17 protein-coding genes and 1 pseudogene are annotated in these 15,796 nt (G+C 60.0%); 11 read left to right on the plus strand and 7 right to left on the minus strand.

From position 1 onward, the window contains the following. Nucleotides 1-19: 19 nt before the first annotated feature. From PspR76_RS23750 to PspR76_RS23765, 4 genes are all read left to right on the plus strand, one after another. The gene (locus PspR76_RS23750) at nucleotides 20-841 is read left to right on the plus strand and encodes an ABC transporter substrate-binding protein (protein WP_159959220.1); all 822 of its coding nucleotides are present in this window, start codon (nucleotides 20-22) and stop codon (nucleotides 839-841) included. A 170-nt stretch (nucleotides 842-1,011) separates the two neighbouring features. Beyond that, entirely contained in the window at nucleotides 1,012-2,187 is a 1,176-nt protein-coding gene (locus PspR76_RS23755; RefSeq protein ID WP_159959222.1) for an MFS transporter, read from the plus strand. A gap of 94 nt (nucleotides 2,188-2,281) precedes the next feature. Further along, nucleotides 2,282-3,229 (plus strand): hypothetical protein, encoded by a 948-nt coding sequence (locus tag PspR76_RS23760; protein WP_159959224.1) that lies wholly within the window; start codon nucleotides 2,282-2,284, stop codon nucleotides 3,227-3,229. 107 nt (nucleotides 3,230-3,336) lie between these two features. Then, nucleotides 3,337-3,717 (plus strand): helix-turn-helix domain-containing protein, encoded by a 381-nt coding sequence (locus PspR76_RS23765; protein WP_159959226.1) that lies wholly within the window; start codon nucleotides 3,337-3,339, stop codon nucleotides 3,715-3,717. Here PspR76_RS23765 and PspR76_RS23770 read toward each other — a convergent pair. Together PspR76_RS23770 and PspR76_RS23775 are read right to left on the minus strand one after the other, a co-directional pair. Continuing rightward, nucleotides 3,647-4,204 carry an AAA family ATPase gene (locus tag PspR76_RS23770; protein ID WP_159959228.1) on the minus strand — a complete coding sequence of 186 codons (558 nt, stop codon included), beginning with the start codon at nucleotides 4,202-4,204 and terminating at the stop codon, nucleotides 3,647-3,649. The two genes, PspR76_RS23765 and PspR76_RS23770, sit on opposite strands and share 71 nt — an antisense overlap. Before the next feature lie 37 nt (nucleotides 4,205-4,241). Next, nucleotides 4,242-5,180 (minus strand): GlxA family transcriptional regulator, encoded by a 939-nt coding sequence (locus tag PspR76_RS23775; protein ID WP_159959230.1) that lies wholly within the window; start codon nucleotides 5,178-5,180, stop codon nucleotides 4,242-4,244. A 115-nt stretch (nucleotides 5,181-5,295) separates the two neighbouring features. Here PspR76_RS23775 and PspR76_RS23780 point away from each other — a divergent pair, with 115 nt between their 5' ends. Next, the gene (locus PspR76_RS23780; protein ID WP_159959232.1) at nucleotides 5,296-6,087 is read left to right on the plus strand and encodes an SDR family NAD(P)-dependent oxidoreductase; all 792 of its coding nucleotides are present in this window, start codon (nucleotides 5,296-5,298) and stop codon (nucleotides 6,085-6,087) included. A 12-nt stretch (nucleotides 6,088-6,099) separates the two neighbouring features. On the opposite strand, the pseudogene PspR76_RS23785 reads toward PspR76_RS23780, so the two are convergent. The 3 genes and pseudogenes from PspR76_RS23785 to PspR76_RS23795 form a co-directional block, all read right to left on the minus strand. Continuing rightward, a pseudogene (locus PspR76_RS23785) lies at nucleotides 6,100-6,713 on the minus strand (amidase family protein); the annotation flags it as partial. A gap of 199 nt (nucleotides 6,714-6,912) precedes the next feature. Further along, complete coding sequence (locus tag PspR76_RS23790) at nucleotides 6,913-7,623, minus strand: hypothetical protein (RefSeq protein ID WP_237235695.1); 711 nt, start codon at nucleotides 7,621-7,623, stop codon at nucleotides 6,913-6,915. Nucleotides 7,624-7,790: 167 nt separating this feature from the next. After that, nucleotides 7,791-8,849: an MBL fold metallo-hydrolase gene (locus PspR76_RS23795; RefSeq protein WP_159959234.1), complete on the minus strand. Its 1,059-nt coding sequence runs from the start codon at nucleotides 8,847-8,849 to the stop codon at nucleotides 7,791-7,793. Nucleotides 8,850-8,971: 122 nt separating this feature from the next. Here PspR76_RS23795 and PspR76_RS23800 point away from each other — a divergent pair, with 122 nt between their 5' ends. The 4 genes from PspR76_RS23800 to PspR76_RS23815 all read left to right on the plus strand — a co-directional run bounded on the left by PspR76_RS23800 (nucleotide 8,972) and on the right by PspR76_RS23815 (nucleotide 13,027). After that, nucleotides 8,972-9,598 carry a TetR/AcrR family transcriptional regulator gene (locus PspR76_RS23800; protein ID WP_159959236.1) on the plus strand — a complete coding sequence of 209 codons (627 nt, stop codon included), beginning with the start codon at nucleotides 8,972-8,974 and terminating at the stop codon, nucleotides 9,596-9,598. 191 nt (nucleotides 9,599-9,789) lie between these two features. Continuing rightward, the gene (locus PspR76_RS23805) at nucleotides 9,790-10,848 is read left to right on the plus strand and encodes a diguanylate cyclase (RefSeq protein WP_159959238.1); all 1,059 of its coding nucleotides are present in this window, start codon (nucleotides 9,790-9,792) and stop codon (nucleotides 10,846-10,848) included. Nucleotides 10,849-11,112: 264 nt separating this feature from the next. Next, nucleotides 11,113-12,432 carry a methyl-accepting chemotaxis protein gene (locus PspR76_RS23810; RefSeq protein ID WP_159961619.1) on the plus strand — a complete coding sequence of 440 codons (1,320 nt, stop codon included), beginning with the start codon at nucleotides 11,113-11,115 and terminating at the stop codon, nucleotides 12,430-12,432. A 76-nt stretch (nucleotides 12,433-12,508) separates the two neighbouring features. Next, nucleotides 12,509-13,027: a DUF1003 domain-containing protein gene (locus PspR76_RS23815; RefSeq protein ID WP_159959240.1), complete on the plus strand. Its 519-nt coding sequence runs from the start codon at nucleotides 12,509-12,511 to the stop codon at nucleotides 13,025-13,027. 176 nt (nucleotides 13,028-13,203) lie between these two features. On the opposite strand, the gene PspR76_RS23820 is transcribed toward PspR76_RS23815, so the two are convergent. Beyond that, on the minus strand, nucleotides 13,204-14,088 hold the full coding sequence (locus PspR76_RS23820; RefSeq protein ID WP_159959242.1) for a LysR family transcriptional regulator: 885 nt from the start codon (nucleotides 14,086-14,088) through the stop codon (nucleotides 13,204-13,206). A gap of 80 nt (nucleotides 14,089-14,168) precedes the next feature. On the opposite strand from PspR76_RS23820, the gene PspR76_RS23825 reads away from it, so the two are divergent. Together PspR76_RS23825 and PspR76_RS23830 are read left to right on the plus strand one after the other, a co-directional pair. Continuing rightward, entirely contained in the window at nucleotides 14,169-14,876 is a 708-nt protein-coding gene (locus PspR76_RS23825) for a CTP synthase C-terminal region-related (seleno)protein (protein WP_159959244.1), read from the plus strand. Beyond that, nucleotides 14,873-15,193 (plus strand): antibiotic biosynthesis monooxygenase family protein, encoded by a 321-nt coding sequence (locus tag PspR76_RS23830; RefSeq protein ID WP_159959246.1) that lies wholly within the window; start codon nucleotides 14,873-14,875, stop codon nucleotides 15,191-15,193. The genes PspR76_RS23825 and PspR76_RS23830 overlap by 4 nt, the downstream gene beginning before the upstream one ends. A 148-nt stretch (nucleotides 15,194-15,341) precedes the next feature. Here the strand turns inward: PspR76_RS23830 and PspR76_RS23835 are convergent, their stop codons facing one another. Then, nucleotides 15,342-15,665 (minus strand): DUF2025 family protein, encoded by a 324-nt coding sequence (locus PspR76_RS23835; RefSeq protein WP_159959248.1) that lies wholly within the window; start codon nucleotides 15,663-15,665, stop codon nucleotides 15,342-15,344. Nucleotides 15,666-15,796 lie beyond the last annotated feature (131 nt).

The raw sequence follows: 15,796 nt of genomic DNA on the forward strand, positions 1-15,796 counted from the left end.
AACTAACGAGAACGCCCCCATGAAAAAATTGTTTATCCCAACGTTGCTCGCAGGCCTGATGGCCTCCTCGTGTGTATTCGCGGCATTGCCGGCGGCAATCAAGGACAAGGGTGAGATCAGCGCGGCCATCGTGCCGAACTACCCGCCGATGGATTTCAAGGACACCGCCACCAACAAACTCACCGGCCTGGACTTCGACCTCGGCAACGCCCTGGCCGAGCGCCTGGGCGTGAAGATCAAGTGGCAGGAAACCGGCTTCGAACAGATGCTCAGCGGCCTGACCACCAAGCGCGTCGACATCGTGTTGTCGGGCATGAGCGACACCGCCGAGCGCCAGAAGGCCGTGACCTTCATCGACTATTTCACCAGCGGCCCGCAGTTTTACACCCTGGCCAAGCGTGAAGACCTCAAGGAATTGACTGACCTGTGCGGTAAAAAAGTCGGCACCAGCCGCCGGACTACCTGGCCGTCGGAAATTGCCGCGTGGAGCAAGGAAAACTGCGAAGCGGCGGGCAAGCCGGCAATCGTGGTGATCGGCACCGAAGGCTCGGCGGATGCGCGCGCGCAGTTGCAGCAGAACCGTCTGGATGCGGCGATGCAGGGCAGCGAGACGATTCCTTATTTGATGTCGTTGGATAAGGGCAAGTACAAGCCGGTGGGCCTGGCGATTTCCAAGCAGTTCACCGGGCTGGGGATTGAGAAGAGCAACACCGAATTGGTCACGGCGATCAGTGAAGCGCTGCAGGGCATGATTGACGATGGGACGTACGGCAAGATCCTGAAGAAGTGGGATCTGGAGCAAGGTGCGGTGGAAAAGATCAGCATCAACGCCGGCCAATAAACACAATAAAAAACTGTGGGAGCTGGCTTGCCTGCGATAGCGGTAGGTTGGCTTGCACCGACATTGCCTGTTACACCGCCATCGCGGGCAAGCCCGGCTCCCACAGTTGATCTGTGTTCACAGTTGGATTGTGTTGTTTTGAAGAAATAACAAGGACGCTCGCCCTCACCGTGGCCACCTACTCCCTGGTAATCCGCCGTCTGATGATCTGCTCGGTGACCATCGTGGTCAGCCGTGCCATGACCAGCCCCCTGCTCGCCTTGCTCTTGAGTACCCGCCTGGGCCTCAATCAACAAGACATCGGCCTGCTGATGGGCATTGCCGTCTTTATCGCCACACTGCTCGGCCTTTATGGCGGCTACATCATCGACCGCCTGGAAAAGCGCAAGCTGCTGATCCTGGCCATGCTGTCCAGCTCCATCGGTTTTTTGTTGCTGACTTTTGCCAGCAATCTCTACCTCACCACCCTGACGCTGGTGATCACGGAAGCCGCCTCGGCACTGTTCCTGATCGGTTCCAAGGCCATCATCAGCGAAAACCTGCCGGTGGGTGATCGCGCCAAGGTGTTTTCCCTGCGCTACACCCTGACCAACGTCGGCTACGCCACCGGCCCGATGGTCGGCGTGGTGATCGCCGGCCACATGCAACTGGCGCCGTTCCTGATCGCCAGCGCCATTGCGTTTGGCAGCCTGTTCCTGATGATCGGCATCCCGCCGACGCAACGCGATGAGAGCAATAAACCCCTGAGCTTCCTCAGTACCCTGCGCACGTTGCGCAGCGACCGCACACTGATTCTGTTCACCAGTGGCAGCCTGTTGAGCACCATTGTCCACGGGCGCTACACCCTTTATCTGTCGCAGTTTTTGCTGGTGGCCTACAAACCCGCCGAGGCGCTGAAGATTCTGTCGGCGGTGCTGGCCTGCAATGCCATAACCGTGATTTTGATGCAGTACCAGATCGGTCGGTTTCTGAAGCGCGAACAGCTGCGCTACTGGATCGTGCTGGGCACCTTACTGTTTATGGCCGGGCTGATCGGTTTCAGCCTGGCGCACAGCCTGATCACCTGGTGCCTGGCGATGTTCGTCTTCACCTTGGGCGAGATGATTATCTACCCGTCGGAGTTCCTGTTTATCGACACCATCGCCCCCGACGCGCTGCGCGGCAGTTACTACGGCGCGCAAAACCTGGCGGCATTTGGCGGGGCGATGAGCCCGGTGATTTGCGGGTACTTGTTGATCAATGCGGCGCCGGTCAGCATGTTCTATGCCCTCGGCGCCTTGACCGCGGTAGGCGGCACCTTGTGTTTCCTAAGCGGACGGCGTGTGAACAGCACTCCTCACATCTAAATGTGGAAGTTGGCTTGTGTGGGACATTTTTTGATCTCCGCAATGGCGAAGTTTTGCGTAATATCCAGCCATACATCTCACGGACCCGAGCCCCATGAAATTCGACACGGCCTACAGCCTGAGTCTCGATGACAAGCTGTCGATCTACGACGTACGAGACCTGAATTTCGACGAAACCAGCCCTTTCGACTCCGACAAGGACAGCTTCCTGTGCCCTAACGACGAATGCCGCGCGGCGTTCGATGCGGGCAATGCGCTGAGTACCTTCAACGCCAAAAACGTCAACTATCAGCGCACGCCGCACTTCAAGAACAAGGCCGGCACCCGGCATATCGACGGCTGCCGCTATGCCAGCACGCACAAGACTTCGACCGGTGAAGGTGACGACGAGCGCGAGGAAAATTTCCCATCGGAATTCGTACTGACGCGACGTCAGTACGAACGCAAGGCACCGGTGCCCGGCATCGAAGGTTCTGCCCCGCAGGAGCCTGCGAAAGCACCGTCAAATCGCGTCGCCGTGTCCCACAGCGCCAGCGATACCACCCCAGACAAAACCAGCGTGTTCGCTCATCCGGTGGAATGCTACGTGTCCAACATCGATGACAAGGACAAACTCAAACGCATGCCCTTGAAGATCGGCGATCACACGGCGACTTACTGGACGTTTTTCAAGAAGATCGAATACCTGCAGGACAACAAGGGCCTGATCTACTGGGGCAAAATCAAGGCGATCAAGGACTACACCGCCAGCGTTCGCATCGACTTCGAGAAGAAGGTTTGGCTCGACAAAAAGCCCTACTCGGTCAACGTCTACCTGAGCAAAAAACTCATCGAGAACTACCGCAAGCGCACGGCTTTCCTGGAGCAGATCAGGGCGGCGGCAGGCAGCGAAAAGGCGTTGTATTGCTTCTTCTATGGGGTAACGCCGGAATTGAAACAGGTGCCGAGCAAGAAGAACCCCGACCAGACCTTCGGGGTATTCAGTGCGAATATCGAGAACCTGGATCACCTGATTATTCGGGAAGCGCCGGGAGTGGAATAGTCGATGGCTGAATTGCCATCAAAAAAATCCAGTTGATGAGCGGTAGAAACAACTGTACAAAAACACAGTATAGTTTGCCCTCCCCCGTCGAATCCTGGAGAAACCCCATGTCCTCTCTGGCAATGAGCTCTTTCGTAGAACAGCAGATCGTCCTGCATCAATTCACCGCCAAGCACAGTGTGCAGGCCCGCGCGATGCTCGGTTGGAGCCGCGAAGAACTGGCCCGACAAGCCGGGTTGGCGGTGGAGGCGGTACAGCGCTTTGAAAGCCAGGCCGATGTGGATGATGAAACCCGCTTGGCGTTGGCTTTTCGGCTGGAAGCTGAAGGGCTGGTGTTTTTCCCGGGGTTTACGCCGGGGTGGGGGATGAGTGTGCGCAAGTTTGACAGCGCCCCATCCGAGCCCGCCGCACAAGGCATCATTTCGCGGCTGATGGGCTCAACAGCGGCATCAATTGATTCACCAACGCCTCAACCGAATGGTGCGTAGCGTCCAACCGAATCACCGGGCAGGTCAGCGGTTTCAACCAGCTTTCATGCCGACGCAGACTGCGAAGGCTATGGTTGCCGCCATCGTAACGAGCCGCCCAGGCGAGAAACGCGAGGCTGTTTTCATGGCGGCTGCCGCCCTCCAGAACCCGGTCGCCATAGCGTTGCACTTCCCGCAGCTGCAGGCGGTGAAGACGAACGTGAGGGTCCACACGCAGGAACACCACGTGGGTGAACTGCGGGATCATGGCGTCACCCCATCCGCACAGAGAACCGGAGAGTACCCAGCCTTCGAGGCCGGCACTCTGCTCCTGTAGCAGCCGAGTGCGTTCGTCTCGCAGCCGGGCGACGGTAAAGGGCTCAGGGGTTTGCAGCCAGTAGAAGTCGTCGGAGTCGAAATAAGCCACATTGAGGCGTTCGGCCAGGGCTTTGCCCAAGGTGGTGGTGCCTGCACCCGCCGCACCGAGGATGTGAATTTTGTAGCTCATGGCGTCCCCCGTGCATTGAGTGTCATCTGTTCACGCATCAGGCTTGCAATTGCAGCGCGCGGCGCATCATTTGTGGCGGTTGGCCGAAGGCACGCAGGAAGGCGCGGCGCATACGCTCGGGGTCACCAAAGCCGGTTTCTCGGGCGATGATGTCGATGGCGTGGTCGCCGGATTCAAGCATCAGCCGCGCCGCTTCAATGCGCAGGCGTTCGATGGCCTTGGCTGGGGTTTGCCCGGTCTCGCTGCGAAACAGTCGGCTGAACTGGCGCGGGCTGAGGTGGGCGACCTCGGCCAACTGCTCGACGGACAGTTCCTCCTGCAAGTGCTGGCGAGCGTAGGCCAGGGCGGTTTGCACACGGTCGGATTTGGGGTCGATCTCCAGCAACGCAGAAAACTGCGACTGGCCGCCTGCACGCCGATGGTAGATCACCAATTTGCGCGCCACCTCGCGGGCTACCTCCACACCCAGGTCGTTTTCGACCAGGGCCAGTGCCAGGTCGAGGCACGCGGTCATGCCGGCGGAGGTCCAGAGCGGGCCGTCGACCGTGAAGATGCGGTCTTCTTCCAACCTTACATTCGGGTAGGCCTGGCGAAAGGCGCGGGCGTGATACCAGTGCGTGGTTGCCTTACGCCCTTCCAGCAACCCGGCCGCTGCCAGGTGGAAAGAACCCGTGCAAGCGGATGTAACACGGCGCGATTTCAGCATGGCTTGCTGCAAGTAAGCGAGCATGCCCGGACTGGCTTCCAGCACATCGTTGTCTCCCGCCACTAACAGCGTGTCGTAGGGGCGCAGGCCAAAGGGCACGGTATCAATGGCAAACCCCATGGAGCTGTTGACGAGGCCACCCTTCTCGGACACCAGGTCTACCCGATAGAAGGGCTGCGGCATTTCCAGGTTGGCAAATTCGAACACCGTGCTCGTGCTCAAATTGAGCATCTGAAACTCTGGAAACAGCAAAATACCGACAGACACCATGGCCAAACCTCATGTCTCTAAAGGAGGGATATACGACATTGCAGACATCACGGTACACCCATAATCTGGGTTCCAACAAGGCCGAACTTTCCTCGGCCATCCTGGAGCAACTGCAATGACTCAAACCAAAGGCTATGCCCTGATCACCGGCGCCTCTTCGGGTATTGGCGCCCTTTATGCCGACCGTCTGGCTCGCCAGGGTTACGACCTGATTCTGGTGGCGCGTAACCAGCAGCGTCTGGACCAACTGGCCACGCACCTCAAAGCCGACACCCAACGGGATGTCCAAGTGGTAGCCGCCGACCTCAACCTGCCGGCCGACCTGGCACGTATCGAACAGATCCTGCACGAAGACAAGCGCATCAGCCTGCTGGTTAACAATGCCGGTGTCGGCGCCAGCGCATCCTTACTGGACTCCGACGCAGACAAGATGGAGGCGATGATTCTGCTCAACGTGCTGGCCCTGACCCGCCTGGCCAAAGCCGCCGCGACCAGTTTTGTCGCCCAGGGTCGCGGCACCCTGATCAATATCGGCTCCATCGTAGCGGTCGCGCCAAAATTGCTGAACGGCGTGTACGGTGGCACCAAGGCATTTGTGCAGGCGTTCAGCGAGTCTCTCGAACATGAACTGAGCGACAAGGGTGTGCGCGTTCAAGTGGTGCTGCCTGGGGCCACCGCCACCGAGTTCTGGGATGTCGCAGGGCTGCCGGTGAATAACCTGCCCGGAACGATGGTGATGAGCGCAGAGAATCTGGTGGATGCCGCCCTGGCTGGGCTCGCTCAAGGTGAGAAGGTCACCATCCCATCGCTGCCCGACAGCCTGGATTGGGAGGCCTACGAAGCAGCGCGCCTGGCCCTGGGCCCTAACCTGTCACATAGCAGCCCGGCGGCACGTTACGGCGTGTAGTCAGCTAAACGGTTAAAGCCCAGGTTTCGTTGCCGCCTGGGCCGCCTGCTCATACCCATAGTCGATGGCCAACAACGTGGGCTCTGACCAACGGGTGCCAAAAAAAAGTAGGCACCGGTTGGCAGACCGTCGTCATCGGTTCCGGAAGGCAAGGTGATCCCTGGGTAACCGGCGATAGCGGTACCGAAGTAACTGTTGGTTGCGAAATCCGAGACCATGGCATCCAGGTTATGCGTGCTGATCGGGGTATCCACCGTGTCGCGAAAATCTTCGATAAGCGCGTCCCAAAGCGTCTTGCGCTGCTCCGGAGCCAGGCTGGAGGCGCTGACTTCCTTAAGCACGGGCTGGTGCTCAACCTCAGTGCCATCACGCTCTTTATTGAACGTGATCAACTCGGTCAATGACTTGACTGGCAGTCCTGGGCGATTGGCCAAATAGGCACTCAGTTCCTCCTTCACATCCGATAGCAGCAGTTCGTCGTAGCGTGACGCGTCAACCAGGCGCAAATTGACCGGCACCATAATGGCGCCCTGCTCGCGAAGCACTTCCAGCGTCTTACGAAACTGCGGGCTGTTTTCCACCGGCAGATTTTCACCGTTCAAAGCCTGCGGAACCAACAGGCTGGTGCCCGCCGGGACAGGTTTCCCATCGGCTACTGGTTGGCTTGCGGCCAGTGACTGCGCACTCTGTCGGATGATCGAATACATGCCATAAGCGATGGCAACCCTATGGACTCTCCTGAGTTCCGAGAACATGAAGGATCAACGTTGATCCGTTCGCCATTCCAGGAACCCGGCCCACCGCACACGTTAAGACCGTAACCACTTACAGAGCAGGAGTATTCAGCGCGCCTCGTAATTGCTCTTGGCCGCCCGACACGCCAGCGCTGACCTGTCGATAGGCCAAGAGCAACGTGGGCAACGCGTCGCGAGAACACCGTGCGCCATAAAACCAGAGCTTCGCCCCGTCCGCCAACGGTTCGCAATGCGAGGGGTACCCACTGACACATGCGTTATGAAAGGCTGCACTCCGGCCGTCAGACACTAAGGCATCAAGACGATGCTCGATCACAAGCTCATCGATTTCATTGCGCTGCAGAGTGAATTGAAGGGAGGGATCCGCACGTCGCGCGTCCACTGGCACCAATTGCGCACCGGCTTGGCGCAGGATGTGGAAAGCTCGCAGCAACGCTGAGCTGTACTCGACGAGTTCGTAATGCCCCCCGCGCACATACCGCTCAGCGAACCCGATGCGCCAGCCGTACAGCACCTTGGTCGCCGTGAAGGTGGTGTTATTCATCACCAGAGGGACTTCCACCATCACAGGCTCTGCGGGATCGATACCGCTCAAGGCGACGAGGGATAATGCAGGATCTCGCAGGGGCGTGATCGGCGGGGCGATGGCGTTATAGCCGGGAATGAGCGTGCGCCCCATAGGCTGTTCGGCGCCGAAGACGACACCGCCTGGGTTCGCTTTTTCGGTTTGCAACTGCGCCGGGGCCGGCCGCATGCCGGCCGCTTCGCCAGCGCCCGGCATGGAGAGCACTGGGCCACAGGGCAGACCCAATCGCCAATGTTCCCAACAATTTTTCTCCATCAGAAACTGCTCCCGACAATTACGTTGCCGGGATGATCGCACTCTCATCTGCTGTTTGTCGCAGGGCTGAAACACCCTGAAAACTCATTTCTCCACGGCCTCGCGTGTCAGCCCGCAGCGTGCTCTTTGGCACCTTGAGTTTCCACCTCCAGCCACCACGCATGCCCACGCTCAGGCTGGTTCAAGCTGAACGCCTGGCCCATCGCCGGCGTGGTAATCGACACGTTGCGCTCCCAGGCCAACGCCATGATGCGGTCGAACGGTTCATGCCAGGCGTGGAAGGCCAAGTCGAAAGTGCCGTTGTGAATCGGCAGCAACCAACGGCCCCTGAGGTCGATGTGTGCTTGCAGGGTTTGCTCCGGTTGCATGTGCACATGGGGCCAATCGACGTTGTAAGCACCTGTTTCCATTAGCGTCAGATCAAACGGGCCGTACTGTTCGCCGATACGTTTGAAGCCGTCGAAATAACCGGTGTCGCCGCTGAAAAAAATCCGCCGTGCGCCGTCGATCATCACCCAGGAACACCATAGCGTCTGGTTGCCATCAAACAGGCCACGCCCGGAAAAGTGCTGGGCCGGTGTGGCGACAAAACGAATGCCGTCCACCTCGGTGCCTTCCCACCAATCCATTTGCCGAACCTTGCTGGCATCAACGCCCCATTTGATCAGGGTGTCGCCCACGCCCAGCGGCGCGAGAAAGTAACGGGTTTTGTCGGCCAGTTGGACCACGGCCTTATGGTCAAGATGGTCGTAATGATTGTGCGAAAGAATCACCGCCTCCAGCGGCGGCAGGTCTTCCAGGCTGATCGGCGGCTGGTGGAAGCGCTTGGGCCCGGCCCAGCTGAAGGGTGAGGCGCGCTCAGCGAACACCGGGTCGGTGACCCAGAATTTGCCGCGCATTTTCAGTAGTACCGTGGAATGCCCCAAGCGAAAAACGCTGTGATCGGGAGCCGCCAACAGTTGCTCGCGCGTCAGCGGTTGCACCGGGATCTTACCCACGGGGCGCGTGCTGCGAGGCTTGTTAAAAAGCATGTTCCAGAAAATACGCAACGTCTTGCCGAAGCCACCGTGTTGCACCGGTGCATCGTTGCTGAAATGCCCTTGCTCCTGCTCGGCAGTCTTGGGCGCCGCTGGCGCTGGGTCGAGTCGGCTTGAAATCGTGGCCATTGCTGAGTGACTCCTGCATTCCGCTCTATAATTACACTGCACAGTGTAGTTTCTAGATTGCAACAAAACCCGGAGCAAGTAAACTACCGAGTGTAATTTCCCTTTAGAGCCGAACGCACTCCATGACTGCTCCCCAACGCCTCACCGACCGCAAACGCGAAGCCATCGTGGCCGCCGCCATCGCCGAGTTTCGCGCGAACGGGTTCGAGGTCACCAGCATGGATAAAATCGCCGCCACGGCGGGCGTTTCCAAGCGCACGGTGTACAACCACTTCCCCAGCAAGGAAGAGTTGTTTGCCGAAATCCTCCACCAGCTGTGGGCCAGCAGCGTCGCCCAGTTGGACGTAAGCTACGCCAGTGACCGCCCACTGCGCGAGCAGTTGCGTGGCTTGCTGCAAGCAAAAATGAAGATGATGTCGGACGCCAACTTCCTCGACCTGGCCCGTGTCGCGATTGCCGCCACCATTCACTCGCCGGAACGCGCACAAGACATGGTCAACCGCCTGAGCAAGCGCGAAGAGGGTTTCACCCAATGGGTGCGCGCCGCCCAGGAAGATGGGCGCCTGCGCTGCTCCGATCCGGCCTTCGCGGCGCACCAGATTCAAAGCCTGCTCAAGGCGTTCGCCTTCTGGCCGCAAATCACTCTGGGCCAACCAACGCTTGATGACGCCAGCCAGGCCAGCGTTATCGAGTCGGCCATCGACCTGTTCCTGGCCGGCTACGAAGTCAGCGCTCCCCACCCGCAGTAAAAATCAGTTGTATGAACGACATTCCGGGTCGTTTTTAGCTTATTCGCACGCTGTGCCGTGCAAATGGCTTGGAAGGACACTGATTATTCCCACGCGAATAACTGACAATATTCACAACTATTATCCGATCAACGGTTCTAGCCGCTGACGCACGCTGTCATATCTGCAAAAAAGAGCTGACCCGGAACATTATGGAAAACAGACGAGGCAAAGGGCTTTCATTTGCCAGGCGTATTTACAAGCCAAGGATCATCGGCCTGGGTATCGGTTGTATCAGTGTCGTCGGCGCCCTTTACCCTCTGGCGATGCCAGGTTGGGTCTGGGCGTTGCTGTTATTCAATGGCTATGCCTGGGCGCATGTGGCGTACCAGCTCTCCACGCGCTCGCAGTTTCCCTACCAGGCTGAACAGCGCAACCTGCTCTATGACTCGTTGCTCGGCGGGTTCTGGGCCGCAGCCGCTCAGTTCACCCCGCTCACAGCTGTGACCATCCTGTCGATGATGACCATGAATAACGTCGCGGCCGGTGGCAAGCGCCTGTTCCTGCGTGGGCTGCTGGCACAGGCCGCGGGTATCGGGTTGGCATGGGGGCTGTTCGGGATCAAGTTCAACCCCAACGTCAGCCTGGCCCAGGTCTATACCTGCCTGCCGATGCTGACGCTCTATCCGATGGCCATCGGCATGGTCTGCTATCAGCTGGCAATCAAGCTCTCGGAACACAAACGCGCCCTCAGCGCCCTGAGCCGCACCGACAGCCTGACCGGTTTGCTCAACCACGGTTCCTGGAAAGACCTGCTGCAGCTGAAATTCCACAAATGCCAACAGCAGCAAAGCCACGCGACTATTGCCCTGATTGATATCGACCACTTCAAGCAAATCAACGACACCCACGGCCATATCGTCGGGGATGCCGTGCTGCGGCAATTGAGCCTGGAATTGCGCCGAGTGTTGCGCGAGAACGACCTGGCGGGCCGTTACGGCGGCGATGAGTTCTGTGTGATTCTTCCGCAAATGCCCCTGGAAGACGCCGCACAGGTCATGGAACAGATGCGCGAAACCTTCAGCAACTATCGCAACCCGCAGATCCCTGAGCTGCGCGTAAGCCTGAGCATCGGCCTGGCCGACTTCCAGGCGTCCTTCAGCGATGCCGCAATGTGGCTCAACGCTGCGGATCGCGCGCTGTACACGGCCAAGGACACCGGTCGCAACCGGGTCAATGTCAGCGACTACGTAGTCGCCCACTCCGCCTGAGTCGTCCGACGACATCTCGTCTGAATCTTCTGCCGCCACCCTGCTGCGATAGCATAATGCCGCCATTGGTCGCATAGCCATTAAGAACGCTGCCGTGGTGGCGAACTTCTTGGCAGGCCGATCACTCTGAATCCGTTGTTCAACCCCCCTCTGTCGGCACAAGGAAGCTGACAATGAGCAAGTCAACCGTAAGGCCCGCGGCCCTACGGGGGCAGGCGCATATTCATGGATACCTCAGACGCGTGCTTCCCCGAGCCTTCGAACATGCTATTCAACGCCCATAAAAAAACCATCAGCACCCTGCAACACACCAACGCCCAGCAAGCCAGCATGCTGGATGCCATCGAGCGCTCCATGGCGGTGATCGAATTCGACCTGCAGGGCACCGTGCTGCGGGCCAATGAGAATTTCCTCAAAACCATGAGTTATCGCGCCGAACAGGTCGTGGGCCAGCCCCACCGAATGTTCTGCACACCCGCGTTCGCCCGCAGCGCCGAGTACAACCAGTTGTGGACGCAACTGCGCAACGGCCAATTCCAATCGGGCACCTTTGAACGCGTTGCGGGTGACGGCCAGTCAGTGTGGCTGGAGGCCAGCTACAACCCGGTGCGCGACGACACCGGCCAGGTCATCAAAGTGGTGAAGTACGCGATGGACGTCACCCCACGCCTGCAGGCCGAAAGCGAAGCCAACGCCAAACTGGGCGCCATCGACCGCGCCATGGCGGTGATCGAGTTCAACCTCGACGGCACCATCATTACCGCCAACTCGAATTTCCTGCAGCGAATGGGCTACAGCCTGGCGCAGATCCAGGGCAAGCATCACCGCCTGTTCTGCAAGCCGGAGCTGGCCAACAGTGCGACCTACAGCGAATTCTGGAAACGCTTGAACCAGGGCGAGCTGTTCAATGGCCAGTTCGAGCGTATCGATAAAAACGGCCAGACCGTCTGGCTCGAAGCCAACTACAACCCGGTGTACGACGCCAGCGGGCGCCTGTGCAAAGTGGTGAAGTTCGCCTCCGACGTCACCGCCAGGGTGCAACAACATGCGGCCGACGCCGCCAGTGCCGCCCAGGCCTACCACATCTCCCTGAACACGCGGGACATCGCCGAAAAAGGCGCCGATGTGATCCAGCAAACCGCCACCGGCATGCGCGAAATTGCCGCCGACATTGACGGCTCGTCGCAGTTGATCGCCAAGCTCGGCGAGCGTTCGCAGCAGATCACCGCCATCGTCAACACCATTCGCGGCATCGCCGACCAGACCAACCTGCTGGCCCTCAACGCCGCCATCGAAGCCGCGCGTGCAGGCGAACAAGGCCGTGGCTTTGCGGTGGTCGCCGATGAGGTGCGGCAACTGGCGGCACGTACCAGCGGCTCGACGGCGGAAATTTCCAGCATGATCGCGATGATCCAGGAGGAAACCCGCCAAGCCATCGACAGCATGGAAGGCACGCGCGACCGTGCCGCCCTGGGTGTGGAGTTGGCCAACCAGGCCGGCACGGTGATCCTGCAGATTCGCGAAGGCACCGGCGAAGCCGTGCAGGCCGTGAGCGCGTTTGCCAATGAGCGGGGCAACAACTGACCTGATCTTCATGTGTCTGGCCGAGGGCTCGGTCTATAGTGCTGACTAGTCTTTACGCTAAGGATTCGAGCCCGCCATGACCCCAGACAAGCCAGCCGCCGCCCCCGTCGACCACCTGCGTTTTCACCGAGGCCACGCGCACCTGGCGCCGACTTTCGGGAATGACACCTTTGCCCTCAAGGCCGAAGCGTTCGCGCGTTTTTTTGGTACGCCGACGTTTCTCGGTGCACAAACCGCAATCGTGGTGTTGTGGGTGGTGTTGAACATCACCGGCGTCACGCACTTCGACGTGTACCCGTTCATCCTGCTCAACCTGGCTTTCAGTCTGCAATCGGCGTATGCCGCGCCGTTGATCCTGCTGGCCCAGACCCGCCAGGCTGCCCGCGATAAAGCCCAGTCCGACGCCGATGCCCAGCACCGCGAAGCCCTGGCCATCGCCAACACCGAGCGCCAGGCACAGGCCGAACAGACCACCAAACAGCTGCTGGAACTGCTGGAGCAGAACACCCGCCTGACGGAAATGACCAAGCAGCTGACCGAGCGTATCGAGACCCTGACCTGCGAAATGCATGAGCAGTTTATGCGTAAACCTTGAAAAAACAGCGATCTTGCGCGGGTAACTCCTGTGGGAGCGGGCTTGCCCGCGAAGACGTCGGCCCGGCAAACATTGACGTTGACTGAACCACCGCTTTCGCGGGCAAGCCCGCTCCCACAGGGGATCTTCGCTGCTACAAGCATTGGGTTAACTGACATGGCATTCGCGCAAGCCCGCTACACACGAGGCAATCGCACATGCCGCCCCAGCTCATCAAATAACGTCACCACCGAACGCAGCGCCCGGCAATCCGGGCGTGTCAGCAGCCACAATGCCGTGTCACGCCCAGCCAAAGCCGGCCCAAGCGGTTGTAGCCCATTGCCCAAGAGAAAATCCGGCAGCGCCGCCACGCCCATCCCCGCGCGCACCAGCTCGGTGACCGACAACATGCTGTTGCAGCGATAACTGGGGCGCACGCCCGGCAAGTGCTCGCGGCGCCAGGCAACGGTGGGGTGATCGGGCAGGAAGTCATCCGGCGCAATCCAGGGCAGGTCGGCCAGCGCACGGCCTGCATGCTGACGGGCGAAACCAGCACTGGCACACACCTGATAGGCCACCGTGCCCAGGCAACGGCCGACCAGATGCTCCGGCGGCGTCTTGGTCAGGCGCAGGGCGATATCCGCATCGCGGCGGCTGAGGTTGGCGAAATCATTCGAGGTGCTCAGCTCCAGGGTCAGCGCCGGGTATTCGGGCATGAACTGCGCCAGCGCCGGCAGCAGCAAGCCTTGCAGCACCGAGTCGGTACAGGTCAGGCGCACGGTGCCGCTGATCACTTCACCGCCCTGCTCCACGCCAATGCGCGCGGCTTCCAGGGCCTGTTCCGCGTGTTCGGCCTGTTGCGCCAAGTTGCTGGCCAAGCTGGTGGGCAGGTAACCGGCGCGGCTTTTTTCAAACAGCGTCTGGCCCAATGCCGCCTCCAGCCGCCGTACCGCGCGGAACACCGTGGACACATCCACCCGCAACAACGCCGCCGCCCGCGCCAGGGTGCCGCCGCGCACCAGGGCGAGGATCAACGCCAGGTCCGGGTAGTCGATTTGATAGTGCGTGGCTGCATTGAGCATGTGGGCAAACGCCAATTTTGATTGCGTGAGCGCCAATCTATAGTGCAGCCCAGGACACAACAAGCCATGGGACGTACACGATGAAAGCCACCGCCCTGCACCTCGCCCTGATCGGCGACTACAACCCCGACGTGACTGCGCACCAGGCCATCCCCGTCGCCCTGCAACAGGCGTCCGACGCCTTGGGCCTGACACTCCACGTGCAATGGCTGGACACAGACACGATCACAGCCAACACCGAACTGCACGCCTTCGACGGCTTCTGGTGCGTACCCGCCAGCCCCTACCGCGACATCGACGGCGCACTGCGGGCGATCCGTTTTGCCCGCGAACGCAAACGCCCGTTCCTCGGCACCTGCGGTGGTTTTCAACACGCCGTGCTGGAATATGCCCGCAACGTGCTGGGCTGGGCTGACGCAGAACACGGTGAATTGGCCCCACAGGCCAAACGCGCGGTCATCACGCCGCTGAGCTGCGCGCTGGTGGAGGCAACGGACACCGTGCGCCTGGTGCCCTACACACGCATCGCCGAGGCCTACGGCCAGCTGGAGCTGCACGAAGGTTATCGCTGCAGCTACGGCCTCAACCCCGAATTCGCCGAGGCACTGCTGGAAGGCGATTTGATTCCCAGCGGCCACGATTCGGCGGGCGACCTGCGTGCCATCGAGCTGCTGGACCACCCGTTTTTCGTCGCCACGCTGTTCCAGCCCGAGCGCGCCGCACTCAAGGGCATCACGCCGCCGTTGGCGCTGGCCCTGCTCAAGGCCTGCCGGCAGGTGTCGCAATGATCGCCAACACGCCTGCCCCGCCCTACTACGCGGTTATTTTCAGCTCACTACGTACTGAGGGTGACCAAGGCTACAGCGCGGCCGCCACGCGCATGCTGGAACTGGCGCGTGAGCAACCGGGGTTTCTGGGCGTGGAGTCGGCACGCGAAGACGGCTTGGGGATCACCGTGTCTTATTGGCAGGACGAGGCGGCGATCCTGGCCTGGAAGAGGCAGGCCGAGCATCGCGAAGTGCGCGAACAAGGGCGCGCCACGTGGTACTCGGCGTTTCAAACACGCGTGTGCAAGGTGGAGCGGGCTTATAGTTTTGCGCAGTGAAATGCTTACCCCTGTGGGAGCTGGCTTGCCTGCGATGGCATCAACTCGGTTTTACTCAGAGACCGCGTCGCCTGCATCGCAGGCAAGCCAGCTCCCACACCAGCCAGCTCCCACAGTTGATCTTCATTGCCGGCAAAACAACAGGTGCCTAGCTCACCAAACTGCGCAACGCACTGATCTGCGGGATCTCCACCCGGCGCATGTACACGCGCAGCGGCTCGGTGATGTTGATGCGGTCGTCGATGTTCTGGTCCAGCAGCAGTTGAATGCGCTCTCGCGACAAGGTCATGGCGTGGTCGGGGGCTGGCAGCCAGACAAACTCGGCGGTGGGGATGATGCCGTCATCGGCGACGTCCATGCCGAAGGAATCTTCGCTGAAACGTACGATGTACTGGCCGGTCTTGCGGTTCAGGCCGACAAAACCGTGGAGTTGGTCGGCGGCCTGGCAGATAAGTTCGGACGTGATGCGCATGGTAAACCTCACTGAAAAGTCCCACAGGGACTGGAAAGATGGTTTACACGCGTGGCAGAAATTACGGCCCTCTAACGGGGCAGCTCGGCCAAGAATACTGCAACACCGAACAAAAAAACCCGGAAAAATGC

The organism is Pseudomonas sp. R76 (assembly GCF_009834565.1).
Taxonomy (GTDB): domain Bacteria; phylum Pseudomonadota; class Gammaproteobacteria; order Pseudomonadales; family Pseudomonadaceae; genus Aquipseudomonas.